This window comes from Streptomyces sp. NPDC051243 (genome assembly GCF_044455405.1).
Taxonomy (GTDB): domain Bacteria; phylum Actinomycetota; class Actinomycetes; order Streptomycetales; family Streptomycetaceae; genus Streptomyces.
In genome coordinates this window covers 437,630-460,803 of the sequence record NZ_JBITES010000008.1, presented here as the reverse complement: position 1 = coordinate 460,803, position 23,174 = coordinate 437,630, and the positions used below count along the sequence as shown (strand labels likewise).

At 68.3% G+C, this 23,174-nt stretch carries 19 protein-coding genes; 16 read left to right on the top strand and 3 right to left on the bottom strand.

Translation table 11 applies throughout. The features are described from left to right. Positions 1–88: 88 nt before the first annotated feature. The 5 genes from ACIBAG_RS22995 (at position 89) to tuf (ending at position 5,472) form a co-directional block, all read left to right on the top strand. Positions 89–760 (top strand): DUF1707 and DUF4190 domain-containing protein, encoded by a 672-nt coding sequence (locus tag ACIBAG_RS22995; RefSeq protein WP_399107339.1) that lies wholly within the window; start codon positions 89–91, stop codon positions 758–760. A gap of 353 nt (positions 761–1,113) precedes the next feature. Beyond that, entirely contained in the window at positions 1,114–1,485 is a 372-nt protein-coding gene (gene rpsL, locus ACIBAG_RS22990; protein WP_003948652.1) for a 30S ribosomal protein S12, read from the top strand. Positions 1,486–1,487: 2 nt separating this feature from the next. Beyond that, entirely contained in the window at positions 1,488–1,958 is a 471-nt protein-coding gene (gene rpsG, locus ACIBAG_RS22985) for a 30S ribosomal protein S7 (RefSeq protein WP_003998848.1), read from the top strand. A gap of 39 nt (positions 1,959–1,997) precedes the next feature. After that, the gene (gene fusA, locus ACIBAG_RS22980; RefSeq protein WP_399107338.1) at positions 1,998–4,124 is read left to right on the top strand and encodes an elongation factor G; all 2,127 of its coding nucleotides are present in this window, start codon (positions 1,998–2,000) and stop codon (positions 4,122–4,124) included. Positions 4,125–4,278: 154 nt separating this feature from the next. Next, a complete protein-coding gene (gene tuf / locus ACIBAG_RS22975) occupies positions 4,279–5,472 on the top strand; it encodes an elongation factor Tu (RefSeq protein ID WP_399107337.1) in 1,194 nt (397 codons plus the stop codon). Positions 5,473–5,650: 178 nt separating this feature from the next. Here tuf and ACIBAG_RS22970 read toward each other — a convergent pair whose 3' ends face one another. Further along, the gene (locus tag ACIBAG_RS22970) at positions 5,651–6,160 is read right to left on the bottom strand and encodes a hypothetical protein (RefSeq protein ID WP_399107336.1); all 510 of its coding nucleotides are present in this window, start codon (positions 6,158–6,160) and stop codon (positions 5,651–5,653) included. A gap of 540 nt (positions 6,161–6,700) precedes the next feature. On the opposite strand from ACIBAG_RS22970, the gene ACIBAG_RS22965 reads away from it, so the two are divergent. Then, complete coding sequence (locus ACIBAG_RS22965; RefSeq protein WP_399107335.1) at positions 6,701–8,047, top strand: sugar transferase; 1,347 nt, start codon at positions 6,701–6,703, stop codon at positions 8,045–8,047. A gap of 132 nt (positions 8,048–8,179) precedes the next feature. On the opposite strand, the gene ACIBAG_RS22960 is transcribed toward ACIBAG_RS22965, so the two are convergent. Next, positions 8,180–9,154 (bottom strand): GDP-L-fucose synthase family protein, encoded by a 975-nt coding sequence (locus ACIBAG_RS22960; protein ID WP_399107334.1) that lies wholly within the window; start codon positions 9,152–9,154, stop codon positions 8,180–8,182. Between the two features lie 103 nt (positions 9,155–9,257). On the opposite strand from ACIBAG_RS22960, the gene ACIBAG_RS22955 reads away from it, so the two are divergent. From ACIBAG_RS22955 to gmd, 4 genes are all read left to right on the top strand, one after another. Further along, the gene (locus ACIBAG_RS22955) at positions 9,258–9,845 is read left to right on the top strand and encodes a putative colanic acid biosynthesis acetyltransferase (protein ID WP_399107333.1); all 588 of its coding nucleotides are present in this window, start codon (positions 9,258–9,260) and stop codon (positions 9,843–9,845) included. Then, a complete protein-coding gene (locus tag ACIBAG_RS22950) occupies positions 9,842–11,005 on the top strand; it encodes a glycosyltransferase (protein WP_399107332.1) in 1,164 nt (387 codons plus the stop codon). Before ACIBAG_RS22955 ends, ACIBAG_RS22950 begins: the two co-directional genes overlap by 4 nt. Positions 11,006–11,118: 113 nt before the next feature. Continuing rightward, positions 11,119–11,829, top strand: a complete 711-nt coding sequence (locus ACIBAG_RS22945; RefSeq protein ID WP_399107331.1) for a CDP-alcohol phosphatidyltransferase family protein — start codon at positions 11,119–11,121, stop codon at positions 11,827–11,829. A gap of 153 nt (positions 11,830–11,982) precedes the next feature. Then, positions 11,983–13,023 carry a GDP-mannose 4,6-dehydratase gene (gene gmd, locus ACIBAG_RS22940; protein WP_399107330.1) on the top strand — a complete coding sequence of 347 codons (1,041 nt, stop codon included), beginning with the start codon at positions 11,983–11,985 and terminating at the stop codon, positions 13,021–13,023. Positions 13,024–13,027: 4 nt separating this feature from the next. On the opposite strand, the gene ACIBAG_RS22935 is transcribed toward gmd, so the two are convergent. Continuing rightward, the gene (locus ACIBAG_RS22935) at positions 13,028–14,275 is read right to left on the bottom strand and encodes a glycosyltransferase (protein ID WP_399107379.1); all 1,248 of its coding nucleotides are present in this window, start codon (positions 14,273–14,275) and stop codon (positions 13,028–13,030) included. Positions 14,276–14,507: 232 nt separating this feature from the next. Between ACIBAG_RS22935 and ACIBAG_RS22930 the strand changes: the two genes are divergently transcribed. From ACIBAG_RS22930 to ACIBAG_RS22905, 6 genes are all read left to right on the top strand, one after another. After that, positions 14,508–15,905 (top strand): hypothetical protein, encoded by a 1,398-nt coding sequence (locus ACIBAG_RS22930; RefSeq protein WP_399107329.1) that lies wholly within the window; start codon positions 14,508–14,510, stop codon positions 15,903–15,905. Next, positions 15,902–17,557, top strand: a complete 1,656-nt coding sequence (locus ACIBAG_RS22925; protein ID WP_399107328.1) for a hypothetical protein — start codon at positions 15,902–15,904, stop codon at positions 17,555–17,557. The genes ACIBAG_RS22930 and ACIBAG_RS22925 overlap by 4 nt, the downstream gene beginning before the upstream one ends. A gap of 17 nt (positions 17,558–17,574) precedes the next feature. Then, on the top strand, positions 17,575–19,095 hold the full coding sequence (locus ACIBAG_RS22920; RefSeq protein ID WP_399107327.1) for an oligosaccharide flippase family protein: 1,521 nt from the start codon (positions 17,575–17,577) through the stop codon (positions 19,093–19,095). Positions 19,096–19,175: 80 nt separating this feature from the next. Beyond that, complete coding sequence (locus tag ACIBAG_RS22915) at positions 19,176–20,711, top strand: fibronectin type III domain-containing protein (RefSeq protein WP_399107326.1); 1,536 nt, start codon at positions 19,176–19,178, stop codon at positions 20,709–20,711. Then, complete coding sequence (locus ACIBAG_RS22910) at positions 20,708–21,175, top strand: adenylyltransferase/cytidyltransferase family protein (protein WP_399107325.1); 468 nt, start codon at positions 20,708–20,710, stop codon at positions 21,173–21,175. The genes ACIBAG_RS22915 and ACIBAG_RS22910 overlap by 4 nt, the downstream gene beginning before the upstream one ends. 5 nt (positions 21,176–21,180) lie before the next feature. Beyond that, positions 21,181–22,887 (top strand): hypothetical protein, encoded by a 1,707-nt coding sequence (locus ACIBAG_RS22905; protein ID WP_399107324.1) that lies wholly within the window; start codon positions 21,181–21,183, stop codon positions 22,885–22,887. The last annotated feature ends 287 nt before the right edge of the window (positions 22,888–23,174 follow it).

Sequence of the window (23,174 nt, the reverse complement as noted above, 5' to 3'; positions counted from 1 at the left end):
GACCCCGATGCCGTAAATGCCCGTTCGGCGGATGATGGAGGGACTCCGACCAGTACGGGGGATCCGACCAGTACGGGGGAGGTGCTCCATGACGCAGCCGTCGTCGCAGCCCTGGCAGCCCTGGCAGTCGTCGCAGGAACAGGGCGCCCAGCAGCCGTGGCCGGGGAGCGGTGCCCCGCAGCCGTGGCCGGGCGGTGGTGGACCGCAGCCGTGGCCGGGCGGTGGTGGTGGACCGCAGCGGTGGCCGGGCGGTGGTGGTGGGCCGTTGCCGTGGGCCGAGCAGGGCGGTTCGCGGATGCTGGCCTCGCATGCCGACCGTGAGCGGGCCGTGGATGTGCTGCGGGCCGGGTTCGGGGAGGGGCGGTTGGAGAAGGATGAGTTCGATCTGCGGGTCGGGCGGGCGTATGCGGCCCGTACGGTGGGCGAGCTGGCGCTGCTCGTCGCCGATCTGCCCCTCGGTCCCGTGCCGCAGCCGGCGCCCGTCACACCTGTGCCGCGGACCTTTCTGCCGGTGGCCCGGCCGCAGACCAACGGCAAAGCGGTCGGGTCCGCCCTCTGCGGGGTGCTGTGCCTGGTGAGCTTCGGGCTGACCGGGATTCCGGCCGTGGTGCTGGGGCACGCGGCGCGGTCCGAGATACGCCGCACCGGAGAGGGCGGTGACGCGCTCGCGCTGACCGGGCTAGTGCTCGGGTGGCTGTCGAACGCCGCCTGGGCGGCTCTGCTGACGCTGATGATCGTGGCCATGGCCCTGTCCGCATAGCCTCGTGGGCGGCTCGTGCGAGGGGTGAGCGGACGGGGCTCTGACATGCCCGGATCGGTGATTCGAAGATCAAACACGCCGTGCGGTCTTGACATCGGCCGTATGGCGATGCGGGCGCCGCCCATTTGTTTTGACCGCAGCGAATGAGGTAGGTACGCTCAGACCTTGTGCCTGGGGTGTGCCCTGGCTCTCGTGCGTGCCTTCAAACCGCATAGCGAGCTGTGAGCGGCCACCGTAATCTGTGCTCTTTTCGCCTCGCGGCGGGAGTCCGCCGGATTCGACACACCCGACCGCGTGGGTCGGCGACGTTCCAGGTTAGCTGTACCCATCGGCACACAGAAACCGGAGAAGTAGTGCCTACGATCCAGCAGCTGGTCCGCAAGGGCCGGCAGGACAAGGTCGAGAAGAACAAGACGCCCGCACTCGAGGGTTCCCCTCAGCGTCGCGGCGTTTGCACGCGTGTGTTCACGACCACCCCGAAGAAGCCGAACTCGGCCCTGCGTAAGGTCGCGCGTGTGCGTCTGACCAGCGGGATCGAGGTCACCGCTTACATTCCGGGTGAGGGACACAACCTGCAGGAGCACTCCATCGTGCTCGTGCGCGGCGGCCGTGTGAAGGACCTGCCGGGTGTTCGCTACAAGATCATCCGTGGTTCGCTTGACACCCAGGGTGTGAAGAACCGCAAGCAGGCTCGCTCCCGCTACGGCGCCAAGAAGGAGAAGTAAGAATGCCTCGTAAGGGCCCCGCCCCGAAGCGCCCGGTCATCATCGACCCGGTCTACGGTTCTCCTCTGGTCACGTCGCTCATCAACAAGGTGCTGCTGAACGGCAAGCGCTCCACCGCCGAGCGCATCGTCTACGGCGCCATGGAGGGCCTGCGCGAGAAGACCGGCAACGACCCGGTCATCACGCTCAAGCGCGCTCTCGAGAACATCAAGCCGACCCTCGAGGTCAAGTCCCGCCGTGTCGGTGGCGCCACCTACCAGGTTCCGGTCGAGGTCAAGCCCGGCCGTGCCAACACCCTGGCGCTGCGCTGGCTGGTCGGTTACTCCCGCGCCCGTCGCGAGAAGACCATGACCGAGCGTCTGCTCAACGAGCTCCTCGACGCCAGCAACGGCCTCGGTGCCGCTGTGAAGAAGCGCGAGGACACGCACAAGATGGCCGAGTCCAACAAGGCCTTCGCGCACTACCGCTGGTAGTCGCTACCCCATCGAGAACCGAGAGAAGACTGAAGCCTTATGGCTACCACTTCGCTTGACCTGGCCAAGGTGCGCAACATCGGCATCATGGCCCACATCGACGCGGGCAAGACGACCACCACCGAGCGGATCCTGTTCTACACCGGTGTTTCGTACAAGATCGGTGAAGTCCACGACGGCGCTGCCACCATGGACTGGATGGAGCAGGAGCAGGAGCGTGGCATCACGATCACCTCTGCTGCCACCACCTGTCACTGGCCGCTGGAGGACGTCGACCACACCATCAACATCATCGACACCCCGGGTCACGTCGACTTCACCGTCGAGGTGGAGCGCTCCCTGCGCGTGCTCGACGGTGCCGTGACGGTGTTCGACGGCGTCGCCGGCGTTGAGCCCCAGTCCGAGACGGTGTGGCGTCAGGCGGACCGCTACCGCGTTCCGCGTATCTGCTTCGTCAACAAGCTGGACCGTACCGGCGCGGAGTTCCACCGCTGCGTCGACATGATCAGCGACCGTCTGGGTGCCCAGCCGCTCGTCATGCAGCTCCCGATCGGTGCCGAGGCCGACTTCAAGGGCGTCGTGGACCTGGTCCGCATGAAGGCGCTCGTGTGGTCCGCCGAGGCGACCAAGGGCGAGATGTACGACGTCGTCGACATCCCGGCCACGCACACCGAGGCTGCCGAGGAGTGGCGCGGCAAGCTGCTCGAGGCCGTCGCGGAGAACGACGAGGAGATCATGGAGCTGTACCTCGAGGGCGAGGAGCCCTCCGAGGAGCAGCTGTACGCGGCCATCCGCCGCATCACGATCGCCTCCGGCAAGTCCAGCGACACCACGGTCACCCCGGTGTTCTGTGGTACCGCGTTCAAGAACAAGGGCGTTCAGCCCCTGCTCGACGCGGTGGTCCGCTACCTGCCCTCCCCGCTCGACATCGAGGCCATCGAGGGCCACGCGGTGAACGACCCCGAGGAGGTCGTGAAGCGCAAGCCTTCCGAGGACGAGCCGCTGTCGGCGCTGGCGTTCAAGATCATGAGCGACCCGCACCTCGGCAAGCTCACCTTCGTCCGCGTGTACTCCGGCCGCCTGGAGTCCGGCACCTCGGTGCTGAACTCCGTCAAGGGCAAGAAGGAGCGCATCGGCAAGATCTACCGCATGCACGCGAACAAGCGTGAGGAGATCGCGTCGGTGGGCGCCGGCGACATCATCGCCGTCATGGGTCTGAAGCAGACCACGACCGGTGAGACGCTGTGCGACGACAAGTCCCCGGTGATCCTGGAGTCCATGGACTTCCCGGCGCCGGTCATCCAGGTCGCCATCGAGCCCAAGTCGAAGGGCGACCAGGAGAAGCTGGGCGTCGCGATCCAGCGCCTGGCCGAGGAGGACCCGTCCTTCCAGGTCCACTCGGACGAGGAGACGGGCCAGACCATCATCGGTGGTATGGGCGAGCTGCACCTCGAGGTGCTGGTCGACCGTATGCGCCGTGAGTTCAAGGTCGAGGCCAACGTCGGCAAGCCGCAGGTCGCGTATCGCGAGACGATCCGCAAGCCCGTGGAGCGCGTCGACTACACGCACAAGAAGCAGACTGGTGGTACCGGCCAGTTCGCCAAGGTGCAGATCGGCATCGAGCCGCTCGAGGGCGGCGACACGTCGTACGAGTTCGTGAACAAGGTGACCGGTGGTCGCATCCCGAAGGAGTACATCCCTTCGGTCGACGCCGGCTGCCAGGAGGCCATGCAGTTCGGCATCCTCGCGGGCTACGAGATGACCGGCGTCCGCGTCATCCTGCACGACGGTGCCTACCACGAGGTCGACTCCTCCGAGCTCGCGTTCAAGATCGCCGGTTCGCAGGCCTTCAAGGAGGCCGCGCGCAAGGCCAGCCCTGTGCTGCTCGAGCCGATGATGGCCGTCGAGGTCACCACGCCCGAGGACTACATGGGTGAGGTCATCGGCGACATCAACTCCCGCCGTGGCCAGATCCAGGCCATGGAGGAGCGGGCGGGTGCCCGCGTCGTGAAGGGCCTCGTGCCTCTCTCGGAGATGTTCGGTTACGTCGGCGACCTGCGCAGCAAGACGTCCGGCCGGGCCAGCTACTCCATGCAGTTCGACTCCTACGCCGAGGTTCCGCGGAACGTCGCCGAGGAGATCATCGCGAAGGCCAAGGGCGAGTAACGCTCCGCGTTCACACGCTTTAGGCTTGACTCCGGAGCCGCCCGGGGCATTCACCCGCATTCGTGGGGGAATGCCCCCGGCCCCGGGCTTTCCAGCAAAGATCACCTGGCGCCGATGAAGCAAGGCGTTCAGAACCACTCCACAGGAGGACCCCGTGGCGAAGGCGAAGTTCGAGCGGACTAAGCCCCACGTCAACATCGGCACCATCGGTCACATCGACCACGGTAAGACGACCCTCACGGCCGCCATTACCAAGGTGCTGCACGACAAGTACCCGGACCTGAACGAGGCTTCGGCCTTCGACCAGATCGACAAGGCTCCTGAGGAGCGCCAGCGCGGTATCACCATCTCCATCGCGCACGTCGAGTACCAGACCGAGGCGCGTCACTACGCCCACGTCGACTGCCCGGGTCACGCGGACTACATCAAGAACATGATCACCGGTGCTGCCCAGATGGACGGCGCCATCCTCGTGGTCGCCGCCACCGACGGCCCGATGCCGCAGACCAAGGAGCACGTGCTCCTGGCCCGCCAGGTCGGCGTTCCGTACATCGTCGTCGCCCTGAACAAGGCCGACATGGTGGACGACGAGGAGATCCTGGAGCTCGTCGAGCTCGAGGTCCGTGAGCTCCTCTCCGAGTACGAGTTCCCGGGCGACGACGTTCCGGTCGTCAAGGTCTCGGCGCTCAAGGCGCTCGAGGGCGACAAGGAGTGGGGCCAGTCGGTCCTGGACCTGATGGACGCCGTCGACTCCGCCATCCCGGAGCCGGAGCGTGACGTCGACAAGCCGTTCCTGATGCCGATCGAGGACGTCTTCACGATCACCGGTCGCGGTACGGTCGTCACCGGCCGTATCGAGCGTGGTGTCCTCAAGGTCAACGAGACCGTCGACATCATCGGCATCAAGACCGAGAAGACCACCACCACGGTCACCGGCATCGAGATGTTCCGCAAGCTGCTCGACGAGGGCCAGGCCGGTGAGAACGTCGGTCTGCTGCTCCGCGGCATCAAGCGCGAGGACGTCGAGCGCGGCCAGGTCATCATCAAGCCGGGCTCGGTCACCCCGCACACCGAGTTCGAGGCGCAGGCCTACATCCTCTCCAAGGACGAGGGTGGCCGCCACACGCCGTTCTTCAACAACTACCGTCCGCAGTTCTACTTCCGTACGACGGACGTGACCGGCGTCGTGACCCTCCCCGAGGGCACCGAGATGGTCATGCCGGGTGACAACACCGAGATGAAGGTGGAGCTCATCCAGCCCGTCGCCATGGAGGAGGGCCTGAAGTTCGCCATCCGTGAGGGTGGCCGGACCGTGGGCGCCGGCCAGGTCACCAAGATCAACAAGTGAGCTTGTTGACTTGACCTGGTAGCTCCAGCGCGAGCTCCTGAAGGGGCCCGTACGACTTCGGTCGTACGGGCCCCTTTGCCGTGCGCAGGGAGGCTTCGGCCGGCGATGCTACGGACGGATGTCGGTGCCGTGGGTTGCGGTGGACCCGGTCACGGGCTCGACGGCCGGGGGCGTGGGCTCAGCTGCCGTCGCCAGGGATGACGCAGAAGTCGACGTTGCTGATCTCGGGGGGATTGCCGCCCATGTTGATGGGTGCGACGAGCCCGGTGTCGGCCGCAATGCCGTTGGGGAAGCTCTGCGGAGTGGAATTGGCATCGTAGATGTAGCGGTTGGCGTCATCCGCGCCCTTGACGGTGACCTGGCGGATCGCGAGGTTGCCTGTGGTGTTGAAGCTGACCTGGAGGAGATCTTCGCTGAAGTCGACGATGACATCGCCGCTTGCGCTGTCAACGGTGACCGGGACTGTCGTGTCCACGGGCGGGTCGATCGTGAACCCTTCCGCGCCGGCGGGGCACACCAGCGGTGGATTGCCCGGCACGAAAACGGGATTCACCGCAGCGGCGGCCGCGGGGCTGGCGGAGATGCCGATGGCCACCGCCGTGGTCACGCCGACGCCGAGCAGCTTCGCTCCGAGTCCCGCACGTCTCGTACCGTTCTTCGCTCGGCTGGCTCGAGTGGTTACTCGCATGACGAGTACTCCTTCTTGTTCTGGGTGTACCGGACCTCGCGGACTCGCGTGCCTCTTCCTTCGGGCATTCGAGTGGTGATTCGTAACCGCTGCCGGGAATCTGATCATTTACACAATCTGATCAACGCCACTCCATGGCATACCGCTGCCTAGGCCTTCCGGGTTCCAGAGCACCGGAAAGGCCGAGTGTCGGCGGTCCCGGCCGGCCGCGAGCGAGCCTCTCGGCGAATGAGCCACGCCCGGGCGGTGCGTCATGCAAACCAGGTGGAAAGTCGGGTAAGTAGGACATACATGCAAAATGTCCTGGTATAACCCTCACGTCGGGCGTGAGCCGCTACTCGAACGCGGCTGCGCCCTACGTCGTCGCCGAGGGCCGGGGTCACAGGGAGAACCATGCGGCAGCCCACCAGCACGGTGTCAGGGCAGGCGGTGCCCCTCACACCGCATCGGACAACCACGCCCAACGGCCGGTCCGGTGTACCGGTTGGGCGACCGGACAGGTGGCATGTGCCGGTCGCGGTCTGTGCCGACTCCGCCGGTATGGCGCTGCCTGCTGCGGCGGCCTTCTCCGCGATCGGTGTGGCCCACCCCGTGCAGCAGGCGGTGGCGGTCACGGTCGTCTGGGTCCTCGTGGGCCTCGCCGCCGGCCGCTACACCTCCTGGACCTGGGGCGAGGGCGCCCCGGTCGGACCGCTCGTCCGGGACTGGCTGGTGCTGCTCGGCCTTCTCGCCGTGCTGCGTGCCGTGTTCGGGCTGGGTGACGCACCCGCCGCGGTTCTTGCCGCGCTGTGTCCGTCGTTGGCGGCCACCGTGTTCTGCCGCAAGGCGGTCCACCTCCACATCCTGGCGGTACGCCGCCGCGCCCGAAGCCTGCGGCGGGTCCTCGTCATCGGTGAGTCCGGGGCCGTGGACGCCGTGGTCGGGCAACTGGCCGAGCGTACCGACCACGGGTACGTGGTGGTCGGGGCCTGTGTGCTGGGTGAGGGGGAGGTGTTGTCCGGTGTGCCGGTGTCCGCCCGGCTGCGGGTCGGCGCGCCGACCGCTGCGCACGAGGATGCCGCGCCCGTGGCGAAAGCGGCCGAAGTGCTCGATGCCGACCTGGTGTTCGTCACCACGGGCGGGCACATGGGCGGGGACCGGCTTCGGCGGTTGTCCTGGGCCCTGCACGACCGGGGCCGTCGGCTGATGGTGCTGCCCGGCGTCGTCGACGTGGCCCGGCGCAGGGTCAGGATCGCCTCGGCGGCCGGGCTCACTCTGCTGGACATCTCACCACCGGCGCGCGGTGGCCTCCCGGCACTGCTGAAGGCCGCCACCGACCGAGTGGGCTCGTTCCTCCTGCTCATGGTGCTGGCTCCGCTCTTCGCACTGCTGGCGTTCGCCGTGCGCGTGAGTTCGCCGGGGCCGGTCCTCTACCGCCAGGAGCGCGTCGGCCGTAACGGAACGCCTTTCCCCATGTGGAAGTTCCGGACCATAGTGGTGGGCGCGGACCGGATGAAGGGCGACCTGGCGGCGGCGAACGAACACGACGGGCACATGTTCAAGCTGCGCCGGGACCCGCGGGTCACACCGGTCGGGCGCTTGCTGCGCCGCTACTCGCTGGACGAGCTGCCCCAGTTGGTCAATGTTCTCCTCGGTCACATGTCATTGGTGGGACCGCGCCCGCCGCTGCCCGAGGAGGTCGCCCGCTACGACCAGACGGAGATGCGCCGGCTGAGCGTCAAACCCGGCCTGACCGGACTGTGGCAGGTGAGCGGCAGGTCCGACCTGTCCTGGCACGAGACCGTCTCGCTCGATCTGCGGTACGTGGACAACTGGTCGTGGGGCTGGGACATGAGGGTCATGGCCCGCACGGTCCGCGCTGTGCTGGACGGGCGCGGGGCCTACTGAAACGCCCGCTGAAAAGCCTGGTGAAATGCCTGCCGAGATGCCTGTTGAGATGCTGCCGAGATGCCTGCCGAGATGCCTGTCGAGATGCTGTTGAGATACCTGTCGAAATGCCTCCGAACCGCCTACGGAAACTCAGGTGCCCACGGTCGAGCGGGCCTCGGCCCGAGACTGCCCGGTGGCACTCAGCCACGCCGCGTAGGTCGACGCGATCCCCTCCCTCAGGGGGATCCTCGGCTTCCAGCCGAGCGCGGTGACGCGTGAGACGTCCAGCAGCTTGCGCGGTGTGCCGTCGGGCTTGGTCGTGTCGAAGGTGATCCGGCCCCGGAAGCCGACGATCTCTCCGATCGCCGCCGCCAGTTCACGGATCGTCAGATCCTCGCCGCATCCGACGTTGACAGGCATGTCGTCGTCGTAGTCGTGCAGCAGCCGCACGCACGCGTCGGCGAGGTCGTCCACGTGCAGGAACTCCCGGCGAGGGGAGCCGCTTCCCCACAGGACCACCTCGTCGAGCCCGTCCCGCTTCGCTTCGTGGAAACGGCGGATGAGGGCGGGCAGGACGTGTGAGGACTCCGGGTCGAAGTTGTCACCGGGACCGTAGAGATTGGTCGGCATCGCGCAGATGTAGGAGGCGCCGTACTGCCGCCGATAGGACCGCACCTGAACGATGCCCGCGATCTTGGCAAGCGCGTAGGGCTCGTTGGTCGGCTCCAGCGGACCCGTGAGCAGGGCCTCTTCCAGGATCGGCTGTTGCGCGAGCCTGGGGTAGATGCAGGAGGACCCGAGGAAGAGCAGACGGCGTACCCCGGCCGCGTACGCCGCCGGAATCACGCTCAGCTGGATCCGCAGATTGTCCTCGATGAACGGCACCGGGTAGGTGCTGTTGGCCATGATGCCGCCGACCCTGGCGGCGGCCAGGACGACGGCGTCCGGCCGGGTGTCCCGGAGAAAGGCGGCGGTGGCGGTCGCGTCGCGAAGGTCCAGCTCGGACCGGGTTCGTACGACGACCTCATGCCCGTCTGACACCAGGCGCCGGGCCACGGCGGCACCGACGAGGCCTCGGTGCCCGGCGACGTACACGCGGGCGGGTGTGCTCAGCAGATCTCCCATGGCGTCAAGTCTGCCAGCAACACGCCAGTATGCCCTGATTTACAGCGATAACGCCTTTAAATCTGCATTACTAGATAATCATCAGATTGGAAGGTTTCACGTCATGGCAGAAGCCACAGCGCCGCCCGGCACGCCCACCCGCACAGGCGAGTCCGACCACAGGGCCGCGGTGGAGCGTTCCCTGCGGGGCTTCACGGGAGCGGGCTACGACAAGGGGCGCCCCCTGCTCGCCCAGGCCGCCTGGTTCGCCGTACTCCATCTCGTGTTCGTTCGTTGGTGGTTCCCCGCCCGCTGGCGGCCGGCCGTGCTGCGGGCCTTCGGGGCGACGATCGGGCAGAGGGTGCTGATCCGGCACGGCGTCCGTGTGCACTGGCCGTGGCGGCTGCACGTCGGTGACGACGTGTGGATCGGCGAGGGCGCCTGGCTGCTGAACCTGGAGCAGATCGTGATCGGCAGCAATGTATGCGTTTCCCAGGACGCCTTGCTCTGCACCGGGAGCCACCAACGCCGCCACCCCACGTTCGAGTTCGACAACGCGCCCATCCGCCTGGAGCCGGGAGCATGGGTCGCCGCGCGGGCCGTCGTGCTGCGCGGCGTCACCGTCGGCCGCGGCGCGGTGGTGGGTGCCTCGGCGGTCGCCCACCGCGACCTCGGGCCGGGCGAGGTCGTCACCGGGGGAGCCGCGTCATGAGGGTCGTCCATGTGGTGACGCTCGTCAGCGACGACGGGGCGTACGGCGGTCCGACGAGCGTGGCCGCCGGGCAGCTCGAGGAGTGCGCCGCCCGAGGCCACGAGGTCACGCTGGTCTCCCTGTGGCGGGGAAGGTCCTCGGCGCCGGCACGTATCGGCTCGGTGCCGCTGCGGACGCGACCGGCGCGCGCCGTGCTCCCGGGTCGCTTCACCGGGCTGATGCACCCGCTGCTGGTCGCAGACCTGTGGCGGTCGATCGGACGGGCCGATGTGGTGCACGTCCACGCGGGACGAGACCTCGTCTCCCTCACCGCGCTCGCCATCGCCGCCCTGCGGCGCAAGAGGTTCGTCGCGCAGACACACGGCATGGTGCAGCCCCGGCGCGCGGCCGTCGTCCGGCTGTTCGACAGCATGTACGTGCCTCTGCTGCGGCGGGCCCGAGGCTGCCTGGTCCTCACCGAGCACGAGCGCCGGGCCCTGGCCGAGGTCATCGGCGCCGGCGGTCCGCCGCTGCTGACGTTGCCCAACGGCGTGCGAACGCGGCGTGGAGGGGAGCCGGAGCACCGGCGCGAGGGCCGGGACGTGCTCTTCCTGGCCCGGCTGCACCCGATCAAGCGTCCGGAGGCGTTCATCGAGATGGCCGCCCGGGTGCACCGGAAGATGCCCGAGACCCGCTTCACTCTCCACGGAGCGGACGAGGGCGAACTGCCGGCTGTGCGCCGGCTCATCGCCGCCCTGGGGCTGGAGGGTGTCGTCTCCTACGGCGGCGCGCTGCCGCACGCGGAAGCGGTACGTGCCCAGGCGGGGGCGGCGGTGTACGTGCTGCCGAGCATCGACGAGCAGTTCCCCATGGCCCTGATCGAGGCGCTGTCCGTGGGCACCCCGGTGGTGTGCACGGATGGTTGCGGCATCGCGAAGGAACTGGCCCGCCGGGGGGCCGCGATGGTCACCGACGGCAGTCCGCAGGGGCTGGCCGACGCGGTGTGCGAGGTGCTGACCGACGGGCAGAAGCGGGACTCGCTCGTGAAAGCCGGTCATCGCGCCGTCGAAGAGGCCTTTTCCATCGGCGTGGTGATGGACCGACTGGAGGAGATCTACGGTCATCTCGGCCGGCTCGGCCGCCAGGGACAACCCGTACTCGCCCCCGCCACGCCACGGTGACCGAGGGCCGTCGAACCGGGAGCTGAGATGAGTGCCGGACAATCGGACGGATCTCACGGCAAGCCTGCCTGCCGCGCCCGGCGAGTCGGCCCCAGGCGCCTACTTTCGGGAAGATGAGAGTGGATTTCTCCAGCGCGCTGAGGCAGCTCTCCGAGGTCCAGAAACCGGCCCGGGGTGTTCCTCTCTACGCGCGGTTCGTCAACCGGCCCGTGGGCAGGCTGTTCGCCGCGGCGGCGCATCGGCTCGGGCTTTCGCCCAACCATGTGACCGCGGTGAGCGCGCTGGTCACCTTCGCGGCCATTGCCGCCACCGCCTTCTGCCGTCCGTCATACGCACTCGGGCAGTGGGTCAGCCTTGCCCTGCTTCTCGGTTTCGCGCTCGATTCCGCCGATGGGCAGCTCGCCCGGTTGCACCGGTCGGCCAGCCTTTCCGGAGAGTGGATGGACCATGTCGTGGACTGCGCGAAACTCCTGGGAATCCACGCGGCTGTTCTGGTCTCCTTCTACCGTTTCTTCGACCTGCCGCATCCCGCCCTGCTGCTCGCCCCGGTCGTCTTCCAGTTCGCTGCCGTCATGCTGTTCTTCGGAGGGATGCTGACGGAACAGCTGAGAATGCGCAGGTCCGGCGAGCGCACCGGCCAGGTGCCCGCGCCCTCCGCAATTCGGGGCATGGCACTGCTGCCCGTTGATTTCGGCCTGCTGTGCCTGAGTTTCGTGTTCCTGGGCAACCAGAAACTCTTCCTGGCGCTCTACGTCACGCTGCTCGCGGTGCACGCGGTGTTCGTACCGGCTTTCTTCGTCAAGTGGTTCCGGGAGCTCACCTGAGGAAACAGGCGGGCGCGGGAACAGTCGGGCCAGTTGCCGCGCTGCATCATTCCGAAAGCGGAAGTGATCCCTAATATGGCGTGTGCTGGGGTGCCGGGCATTGAACAGGCGCATTCAGCGCACCTTTGTCCACCCGCCAGCCAGGGAGTGCGTGTGACCACCAAGACGGCGCTCATCACCGGTATCACGGGCCAGGACGGCTCGTACCTAGCGGAGCTGCTGCTGGAAAAGGGCTACCGGGTACACGGAATCATCCGCCGTGCGTCCACCTTCAACACCCAGCGCATTGACCACCTTTACCGAGATCCACACGACCCCGACGCCCGCCTTTTCCTGCATTACGGCGACCTCACCGACGGGACCCGGCTGGCGAGCCTCCTGGAGCAGGTGCAACCCGACGAGGTGTACCACCTTGCGGCCCAGTCGCATGTCCGGGTGTCGTTCGACGAACCCGAATTCACCGGGGACACCACGGGACTGGGCACGACACGGCTGTTGGAAGCGATCAGGAGCACAAAACTTACCTGCCGCTTCTACCAGGCTTCCAGCTCGGAAATGTTCGGATCCGCTCCGCCGCCCCAGCACGAACTCACTTCTTTCCAGCCGCGCTCACCCTACGGCGCGGCAAAGGTGTACGCGTACTGGGTCACCCGTAATTACCGGGAGGCGTACGGGATCTACGCGGTCAACGGCATTCTGTTCAACCACGAGTCCCCGCGCCGGGGCCCCACGTTCGTGACCCGCAAGGTGGCCGCGGCCGCCGCCCGGATCAAGGCCGGCCTGCAGGACGTGGTGCACCTCGGCAACCTCGAAGCCCGTCGGGACTGGGGTTATGCCGCCGAGTACGTCGAGGCGATGTGGCTGATGCTGCAGCAGGACGATCCGGACGACTACGTCATCGCCACGGGCACCAGCTACAGCGTGCGTGACTTCGTCGAGCACTGCTTCGCCCACGTGGGCCTCGACTGGCGTGACCACGTGCGCTTCGACGAGCGCTACCTGCGCCCGACAGAGGTCGACCACCTGGTCGGCGACGCTTCCAAGGCGGAGCGGGCCCTCGGCTGGTGTCCCACGGTGCACACCCCGGAACTGGCCCGTCTGATGGTGGACGCCGAGCTCAGCACCGTGGCGCATCCCCGCGGGCCCGCGGACCTGGCCACATCGTCCGCCCCTCCCGGCGTCGCTCTGCGCTGACCTCTCACCGAGGTGCCGAGGCCGGGCGGGCTTCCGGCTCTCCCGCCGAGTGGGCCAGCGCCTCGGACACCATCGCGGTGATACGGGCCAGTCCGGCCTGCGGGCTCAGCCGTTCGCGGACGTACGCGGGCCCGCGCGCGCCGAGCGCGGCCGACCGTTCGGGATCCCGGATCAGTTCCGCTACGGCGTCGTGCAACGCCTCGGGGTCTTCCGGGCGTACCACGAGTCCCGCTCCGGCACGACGCACTTCCTGCGCCGTGCCGCCGTGCGGGGCGACCGAGGCGACCACCGGGCGGCCGCTCGCGAAGTAGGACGTGAGTTTGGACGGCAGGCTCATGTCCACCACGGACGCCCGCTGGGTGACCGCCAGAACATCCGCGGCGGCCAGTACGTCCGGGAAGTCGGAGTCGGCCGCGGGCGGGAGCAGGTCCACGTTCGGCAGGTCCGTGGCGAGACGTTGAAGGTCGGCCCTGCGGCTGCCGTCCCCCATGAGCACGACCCGCATGCGAGGGGTCGCGCGGGCCGCCACCCGGGCGGTGTCGACCAGCACCTCCAGCCCCTGCTTCAGGCCCATGTTGCCGGAATGCAGGACGACGAACTCCTCCTCGCTCCAGCCGAGTCGCGCCCGTACCGCCCGGCGGTCGGCGGTCGGGGCCGCCACATGGGTCCAGTTGGGCACGACCCTGACCCGCGGTGCCGGCACGCCCCTGGCGGTGACGGGCTCCACGAAGGACTCATGGACCACGCCGATCAGGGAGGCCGTACGGAGGACCTTCGCCTCCACACCGGCCACGAGCGACGCCACGTGGTCACCGCCGCGGATCCCGCTCTGTGCGGCCGCCGCACCCATGAGGTCCTGCACCACGACCACGTGCGGCACCCCGTGCCGACGGGCGATCCGGCCGCCGGCGAAGGCCCCGGCGAGCGCCGGCATCTGACTGATCACCAGGTCGGGTCGTCCGGCGGGCGGCGCGAGCGAGGCGTGTGCGAGGAAGCTGACCTCGTAGAGCGCTCTGAGCAGCGCCGTCTGGCGTGACGGGACGAAATGGCGGCGACGGTGGACCCGTACTCCCGCGCGGGTCTCGACCATCCGCCAGCGGCCCCGGTAGTCCTCGTGCACCCGCCAGGCCGGATAGTGGGGCATGCCGGCGAGGACCTCCACCTCCGCTCCGCAGGCCGCCAGATGCTCGGCCGTACGCGTCGAGTAGGGCGCGATTCCGGCGTGTTCGGGCGCGTAGTTGGCGGAGATCAGGAGCAGGCGGCGACCGGTGAGCGACTCATCCACCCGCTGCACGATACGGCGCGAGCGACGCACGTCATTCGACGAAACACCCTCTCAACCATGGCTGATATATACCGTTCATCGGCTATAACTCGTTTTACGCATATTCATGCCTATTCGCTCCGTGAGGGGGTGCAGATTGCAGGGCGGTCGTACGCGCAGCCCTGCCGCGGTATGCAGCTGGGCGGTTGTTCTCATCGGCTTGCTGCCGGGGCTGATCCTGCAGGCCCGCGATGTGCATTTCGGGGCGGCACTCGCCGTGCAGTGCTTCGTCGTGGCGCACACCGGGGGAGCGCTCACCCGGGTGCTCACCGATACGTCGGTGCGCCTTGTCGCCTTCGGTTTCTGGCTCTTCAGCTATGTGTGGCTGGGGCTGGCACCCCTCGCCATGCTCGCCACCGACACCTACCCGCTCGAGTACCGGACCGGTGAGAACACCGCCTTCGCCGCCACCGTCCTGACCGAACTGGGGCTGCTCGCCTACTGCGCGGGAACGGCGGTCGCCGCCAGACGCGCCGCCGCGCGGTCGGTCGTCGTCGAACCGCTGCTGTCCCGCCGGGTGTCACCCTTGCCGGTGCTCCTCCTGTGCGCCCTTTCCCTGCTTCTCGCGATCGTGCTGATTCCCCAGCAGGAAGGGGGCTGGCAGGCCTTCTTCACCAGCAGGCAGGCCATGCGGGGGTCCGGAGCCGACGACGAATCGGCACGGGTGCTGCGTACCTGGTCCCTGGCCGTCCCCGCGTTCTGGGCCCTGGTGGCGCTGCTGCACCTGCCCCTCCTGAAGACGGGCGACCGGTTGTTGCGCTGCATCCGCTGGATGCTGCTTCCGCTCCTCCTCGTGGTCAACGTGGCAGTCAACAACCCGATCAGCAAACCGCGATTCTGGGCCGGAACCGTGCTTCTGGTCCTGCTTTTCTCATGGAAGCGGTTCAGCCACCCAAAGGCTTTTCGCATCACCGCGGCCGCGGTGACGGCCGTGGTGCTGTTCGTCTTCCCCTACAGCGACTACTTCCGTTACGACGAACGCGAAGCCGTCCATGTGGTGGCGCTGGTCGAGCAGTTCACCACGAACATGGATTACGACGCCTTTCAGCAGATGCAGACCGGCCTCGACTACGCCAGGGACTACGGCTTCTCACCGTCGGCCGCCCTCGGCCCCCTTCTGTTCATGGTGCCGCGCACCCTGTGGCCCGAGAAGCCGCATCCTGTCGGCAGCGAAATCGCCCAGTACGCGGGCTACGACTTCCACAACCTCTCCTCACCACTGTGGATCGAGAGTTACCTGTGGGCCGGGGCGCCGTGTGTCGTCGTCGTCTTCTGCCTGCTGGGCGCGGTCGGACGCCGTTTGGACGACGTCCGGGAGCGGCTGGGGGACCGGCAGGCCACTCTGGCGGTGCTGCTCGTCCCGGCATTCGCCTTCTATCAGATGGTCCTCCTGCGCGGCAGCCTCGTGGCGATCGTCGGACCCCTGATGCTGCTCCTGGCCGTCCCGCTGTTCATCACCACCCGCCGCACCGCCCGGCCGTCCGGGTTCCCCGCACCGGCGCGGCCGCCCGCCACCGCAGGCCACGCACCGATCCCCGGAAACAGGAGGCATCCGTGAGCAGCCCCACCAGCTTCGACGACCGGTACGAGGAACCGGACCAGTTGCGCGACCAGTTGCGTCAGCTGCTGAGGTATCGCACGACCATCGCGCTGGGTATCGCACTGGGGTTGCTCGCCGGGCTGGTGCTGGTCCTGTTTCGCGCGGGCAGCTACAGCTCCACCAGTGAGGTGGTCGTCCGCCCGCGACAGGACCCGTTCAACACGTTCGGGGTGTCCGTCGAGAGCCAGGTGAGCATGGGCACCGAGCGGCAGATCGCGCAGAGCGCCACCGTCGCGGCCCGCGCGGCGAAGGCGCTGAGCCAACCGTCCCGTGCCGACGCGCTGCTGGCGAACCTGCGCGTCACGAATCCGCCGAACACCATGGTCCTGCGGTTCGAGTACTCGGCGGGGGCCGCGAAGCGTGCTGCCCGGGTGGCCAACGCGTTCGCGACGGCCTACCTCGCCGATCGCGGGGAGCGGACCAAGTCCATGGCGACGCGTCTGGCGGACGGGCTGACCACGGAGATCGCCGACCTGAACAAGCGGCTCAAGGTGAAGTCCGACGACGCCGCGTCCGCGAACGCGGGCCTGCGCGAGCAACTCGCCGCACTGCAGAAGCGGGTCTCGGACATCAAGTCCTACGACACCACCGGTGGCGACATCGTGCGCAGGGCCGAGCCGTCGAAGCGGCCCTCGGGTCCCGGCCCCGCCTGGCTCATCTGCGTCGCGCTGCTGGGCGGCCTCCTCATGGGAATCGTGCTCGCCTGGATCCGGTCCGCCCTCGAACCGCGGGCCCGCACGCTCGGCGAGGTCCAGCAGGCGCTGGGCGCCCCGGTGCTGGGCATCCTGCCGGGCCGGTGCGCCGACGACGAGTTGTTGGAGGTCGGCCGGGTCGCCGGCAGCCGAGCCGAGGTCTACCGGACCATGGCCTTCCGCCTACGCCAAGGCGAGGGCCGCAAGACCGGCGGTGCCCTGCTGATCGTGGCGCCCAAGCAGGACCCCGACGCCGAGGCCGCCGCGGTGAACCTCGCGGCCGCGTTCGCCGAGTCCGGCGACGACGTACTGCTGGTGGACGCGACGGCGACAACACCCGGCCTCTCGGCACGACTGCCGCTGGTGACCGACGACCGCGACGCCGACTCCGCGACGGCTGACGTCCCCGAGGACAGGGTCGTCGTGGACGCGGGTACGGCCGGACGATTCCGCCTCTTCCCCGGCGGGCGCGGCACCACCACCGACGACCTCGCGACGTCCCCCACCGTCAGCCGCGCCCTGCCGAGCGCCGACCCCGGAACGGCGACGCTCGTCATCTCCCGTCCGCTGCTCGAGCACGCGGACGCTCTCGCGATCTCCCAGCACGTGAACGACGTCCTCGTGGTGGGCGGCCTGGACGACGTCAGGCGCGACGACCTCAGGCGGGTTCGTGAGCTGATCGACTGCGCGGGCGGCCGCGTCGTGGGCGCGGTACTCGACACCGGTACCCGGCGGAGCCTGCTGCGCGGCGCCATGGACAGCGGCTTGGCCCGACGGCTGAGGAAGCCGGGGACGACGAGTGCCGAGGACATCGGGGAGCTGTCCGCCCGTCAAGGCGACGGTGTGGTGCAGGACGAGACGCTCTCCCGGCCGAAGCAGGGCTCGCCCGACGAGACCCTCACCGCCTCCAGAGGATGAGTGCTCCCGGAAGGACCATGTCCGCCACCGCCGTGACGGACACCCGGAGCGGGGTAGCCGCCACCGCGCGCGGCGGGTGGTGGGGCTTTCTGGGCTCCATGGTCAGCACCGTGTTCGGCTACCTCCTCTTCACCCTGGTCACCCGCGCCCTGGGGGCGCACGGGTCGGGAGCGGTGTTCACCGGCGTCGCCGTCTTCACCATCCTCAGCCACACCTGCAAGCTGGGTGCGGACACGGGGCTGGTGCGGTTCGTGTCCCACGACGTGGCCACGGACGGCGGCCGCCAGGTGTCCGCCCTCCTGCGCAGCGCCGTCGTACCGGGAGCGGCGGCGAGCACCGCGGCAGCGGTCCTGCTGTTCGTGTCCCCGGCGACGGCCACCTCACTGCTGCCGAACCTCGCCACCGAGGACGCGGTGACCCTGGTCCGGCTCTTCGCCCTGTTCCTTCCCGTGGCCACGGTCACCATGATCCTGCTCGGCGCCACCCGGGGTTACGGCACGATGGTGCCGTTCGTCGGTGTCGAGCAGATCGGCAAGCCGGTCCTGCGCGTCCTGATCGCCGTACCGGTCGCGCTGCTGGCTCCGGGTGTGCTCAGTCTGGCCGCCGCCTGGCTCATCCCCTCCCTGGGCGGGGCCCTCGTCGCCTGGATCGCGCTGCGCCGGTGCCGCCGTACGATCCGAAGACCCGCGTCGGGGTGTGAAGCGGCCGCCGCGCGGCGGGGGTTCTGGGCGTTCGCCGCACCCCGGGCGATCTCCTCCGTCTTCGACATCAGCTCGATCTGGATGGGCGTCATCCTGCTGTCGAGCCTGGCGTCGAGCGAAGAGGCGGGAGTCTATGCCGCCGTCGGCCGGGTCGTCGCCGCCGCGACGCTGCTCCAGCTGGCCATCCGGCTGGCCGTCGCTCCGGAAATCAGCCGGCTCCTGGCCGTGGCGGAGAACCCGCAGGCGTGCCACCTGCATCGTGTCTCGACGCGCTGGATCGCGCTGTTCTCCTGGCCGCTGTTCATCCTCCTCGCGAGTTTCCCCGGCACCGTCCTTTCATTCTTCGGACCGGAATTCGCACAGGGAGCGGATGCCCTGGTCGTTCTGTGTTTCGCCTCCGCGATCAATGCCGGGGTCGGCAATGCACAGACAGTGCTGCTCATGGCGGGGAAGAGTTCCTGGCATCTCGCGGTCACCGGCGCGGCGTTCGGGGTGCAGTTGGTCGTCGGCGTTCTCACCATTCCCCGTTTCGGGGTGCTGGGAGCGGCACTGTCCTGGGGAGCGGCCATCGTCGTGGAAAACCTCGTGGCAGCGGCCATGGTGCGGCGCCATCCGGGGTTCACGACCGTCGATCGCGGTTACCGGGCCGCGACCGTTGTCGGCCTTTGCTTCACGGCGGTTCTGGTCATTCCCGCCAGGCTCATGGCAGGAGATACAACAATCGGACTCGCCGCTGGAATTGCCTTGGGAACTGCCGTACTCGGTATAAGTTTGCACCGTTTTCGAACGCTGGAAGTGGGCGAGCTGGTCGGCGTGCTCCGCACACGCGCCCCGTAGGACCGTCGCAGAAACCAATTCACGCAGAACCTCTTCTTTCCACCACCCGATCCATCTGCATCCCGGGACAGTGCATGCGCATGAAAACTCGCACGACGAGGGCAGTCACCACGGCTTCCGCAGTGGGCGTCCTCGCGGCCGCTTCGCTCATCACCGCCTCCGCCTCGGCAGCCGACGGCGACGAGAAGACCCTGACCGCCGACCCCCTGTCCACATGGCAGACGGACGGCATCGTCTGGTCCATCGAGTACGCACGCGGTGTCGTGTACGTCGGCGGTACGTTCAACAGCGTCCGCCCACCGGGCGCGAAGCGCGGCGAGAAGGAAGTCCCACGCAAGAACTTCGCCGCCTTCGACGCCGACACCGGCAAGCTGCTGCCGTGCACCCACTCCTTCACCGGCGGTGGTGAAGCCGTACTGGCGCTCAAGGCCTCACCCGACGGCAAGGTGCTGTATGTCGGCGGCTCGTTCGGCCAGGTCGGCAAGGCCGGCGTGGCCAGCGCGGTCGCGCTCAACACGGCCGACTGCTCGCTGCGCAAGGACTTCCGCCCCGCCGTGACGTCGTTCGTCCGCGCCATCGAGACCACGGACTCCGCGGTCTATTTGGGGGGCGACTTCACGGTCGTCGACGGTCAGGAGAGGCAGAGCGTCGCGGCGTTCCGCCCCAACGGTTCCCTGCTGCCGTTCAAGGCGGAGATCGACCATCCCGTACGGGCCATCGTCGCCGCGCCCGAACACGGCAAGGTCCTGGTCGGCGGCGACTTCTACATGGTCAACGGCGAGCTGGAGAAGTCCCTCATCGCCCTGCATCCCGCCACCGGCAAGACGGTGACCTCCTACGCGGACTGGCTGCCGGCGAGATCGTCCGTCAAGGCGCTGGCCCGCGACAAGACCAACTTCTACGCCGCGGCCGAGGGCCGGGGCACGGGAATCTTCGACGGCCGCCTCGCCGGCCACCTCGGCAACGGGCAGCTGGTGTGGAAGGACACCTGCCTGGGCGCCACCCAGGCCATCGCCGTGCACAACGGTGTCGTCTACAGCGGATCCCACGCCCACGACTGCAGGGACACACCCGGCGGTTTCCCCGAGCACAACAACCGCCAGCACCTCCTCGCCCAGTCGGCCCGGGACCGGCACATCCTGCACTGGTTCCCCGACACGGACGGCGGGATCAGCGAGGGCAACGGCCCCCGAGTGCTGAAGACGGCCGGTGACGTCCTCTGGGTGGGTGGCGAGTTCACCGAGGTCAACGGCAAACCGCAGCAGAGCCTGACGCGCTTCGGGGCCGGGCCCGACACCGGAGCCCCGGAGGAGCCCCCCGCGCTCAAGGCCTCGGGCGCCGGCGCCGGCAAGGTGACGCTCACCTGGCGCGCCGCGTGGGACCGGGACGACGCGGAGCTCAAGTATCTGATCTACCGGGACGGCAGACTCGTGGCCTCGCCGACGCAGCGGTCCACCCACTGGAACCGCCCCGAGATGACGTACACGGACTCCGTCGCCCCCGGCTCTCGTCACCGGTACCGGATCGCCGTGACCGACGGTGAGAACACCTCGCCCCGGTCTGAGCCGCTCGAAGTGACCTCGGCCGCCGGCGAGCGGTCGCAGGCAGAGCGTTGATGGGAGAACGTCTCGGCTACGCGCCAGGGGTATTCGACCTTTTCCACGTGGGCCATCTCAACATCCTGCGCCGGGCCCGGGAACACTGCGATCGCCTCATCGCGGGCGTCTGCACCGACGACCTGGTGGTACGCCTGAAAGGCAGGCCGCCGGTCGTACCGCTCTCCGAGCGACTGGAGATCGTCAGCAGCGTCCGCTACGTGGACGAGACCTTTGTCGCCACCGTGGACAACAAACTGGAGATCTGGCGGGAGATCGGCTTCGACGTCATCTTCAAAGGGGACGACTGGCTCGGTACGGACCTCTGGACGACGCTCGAAGCCGAATTCTCGAAGGTCGGCGTGGAGGTCGTCTACTTCCCCTACACCAGACACACCTCGAGCACCCTTCTGCGTGACGCGCTCAGCCTCATCGCCCAGCGCGCGGTGCCCGCCGACAAAGAGATCCTGACGTCCCGGGAATAGACGGCATGCACGCTGATCAGACGACAGTCGATCCTGAGATCACCCGGACCACCGACGATCCCGCCTCACTGCCCCGCCGGGCGGACAAAGGAAGCCCCCGGGTTCTTTCCTGCGCACTGTTCTGTGCGGTCCTGTTCATGCACGCGGCCCTCGCTCTGCTCGTCGGAGCCGACGGCTGGGACGACGGATCCATCACGCTGGCGTTCGCGCGCACCTTCGCCGAGTCCGGTCAGATCGCGCTGACGCCGCCGTCGGAGACAGTCGAGGGATTCTCCAGTCCCTTCTGGTTCCTGCTGATGGCGGGCACCTTCCGGGTGCTTCCGCTGGACTTCGACGGCATGATTCTGGCCGGCCAGCTGTGGGCCGGGATCTTCGCGGCCATCGGCGCGGTGCTGGTGCACGGCATGATGCGCCAGTACGGTCGCGCCCCTGCCTGGATCATCAGCCTGGTGCTCTTCGGTTACGGCCCGTTCCTCCACGAAACCGTCAACGGAATGGAGATGACGGCGCTGTCCGCGGTCGCGCTCGCGATCGTGTGGCTGTTGCGCAGCGGCCGTCGCCATACGTCGATCATGCTGACGCTGCCGGCCGCCGCAGCCCCGTGGATCCGGATGGAAGCCGCCGGCTACGTCGTCGCCGGCGCTGTGGCGCTGGTGCTCCTGTCGAGGGAGTACCGCCGGGCGTGGGCGCTGGCCGCGGGGGCCGTTCTCTCCCTTGTGCTGCTCACAGCGGTTCGCCTGGCGATTTTCGGCTCGCCCCTGCCGAACACGATGATCGCGAAGCAGTCCAGTCCCTACAGCGCGGATTCGTCGGTCAAGCACCTGGTGCAGATGTTCATGGCCGGGGTCGAGATCCTCTACGTGCTGCTGCCGGCGGCGGTCATCGCCATCGCGGCGCTGACAGGCATGCGCGGCGCACTGAGGTCGACGGGCACCGCAGTCTTCACGCGCATTCGCTCACGGGGCGTGGATCCCGTGGTGGGTTTCAGCGTCGGATACATCGCGGGTGTCGCGGCATTCAACATGGCCATCGGTCGGAATTGGGGCTATATCGGGCGAATGGAACAGTCCGCGATCGCGCTGGGCGTGGTGGCGGTTGTTCTTTCGAGGCCTCGCCTCATGCGATCTCTGAGAGCAGCGCCGCGCCGCCTTCTCGCCTTCGCGCTGATGCTTCTGGTCGCGACCTGTGGCATCGAAAGAGAATTCATCGCCGCACAGCTCCACCCGCAGAGTCAGGCGGCGGTCACTCCCGCGGTCTACCGGGAGACCGGCGAGGCGATGGACGCTGTGCGGGCGAAGCTGGGGCAGCAGGCGCTGACCGTGTTGACGCCGGATGTCGGTGGGTCGAGTCTCTGCTGTTCGAAACTGAAAATCCTCGACCTCGCCCTGCTGGCCAACACCGAGCTCGCTCGCGACGGATTCGACGGGCTGCCGACCTACCTGGCGGCCGGCAAACCCGATCTGGTCGAGACGCACGGCATGTGGTCGGAGGCCTCGAAGCTTTACGACGTCGCCTACTTCCGCGACAACTACACACCGGTCGCCGTTCGCGGGATGTGGATGTACCTGCGAAACGACCTGCGCCGGGCGCTCGACTCACGATGCGCGCCCATCACCCCCGACGAAGCGCGCTCGCTCCGCTACCGTGGCGCCGAGGTCGACGAGCGGTACATCCGTTCCCTGGATGCCGATCCGGTCTGCCGGCTTCTCTGACCGAGTCGAGCGGGGGCTCACCCCTGCGGGCCGGGTTTGACCTGCGTCACCCTCGGGGTATTCTCTCCGGCTCGATTGGCGGAGCCCCGGCCCCATATGGCAGACTGTCCGAGTTGCTCGGTCGAGTGTTGATGCTGCGCGCCTCCCGCCGGGAGGACCGGAAGCGAGTCCCACAGTACTCGTCGCCCTAACTGCCGTAAGGCAGCGCTGGGGCGGACGTACGGGAATCTTCCGGGAAGCGTCGGCGCGGCACCGGCCAGGCACCCGGTGGGCCTCTCGGCTCCCGG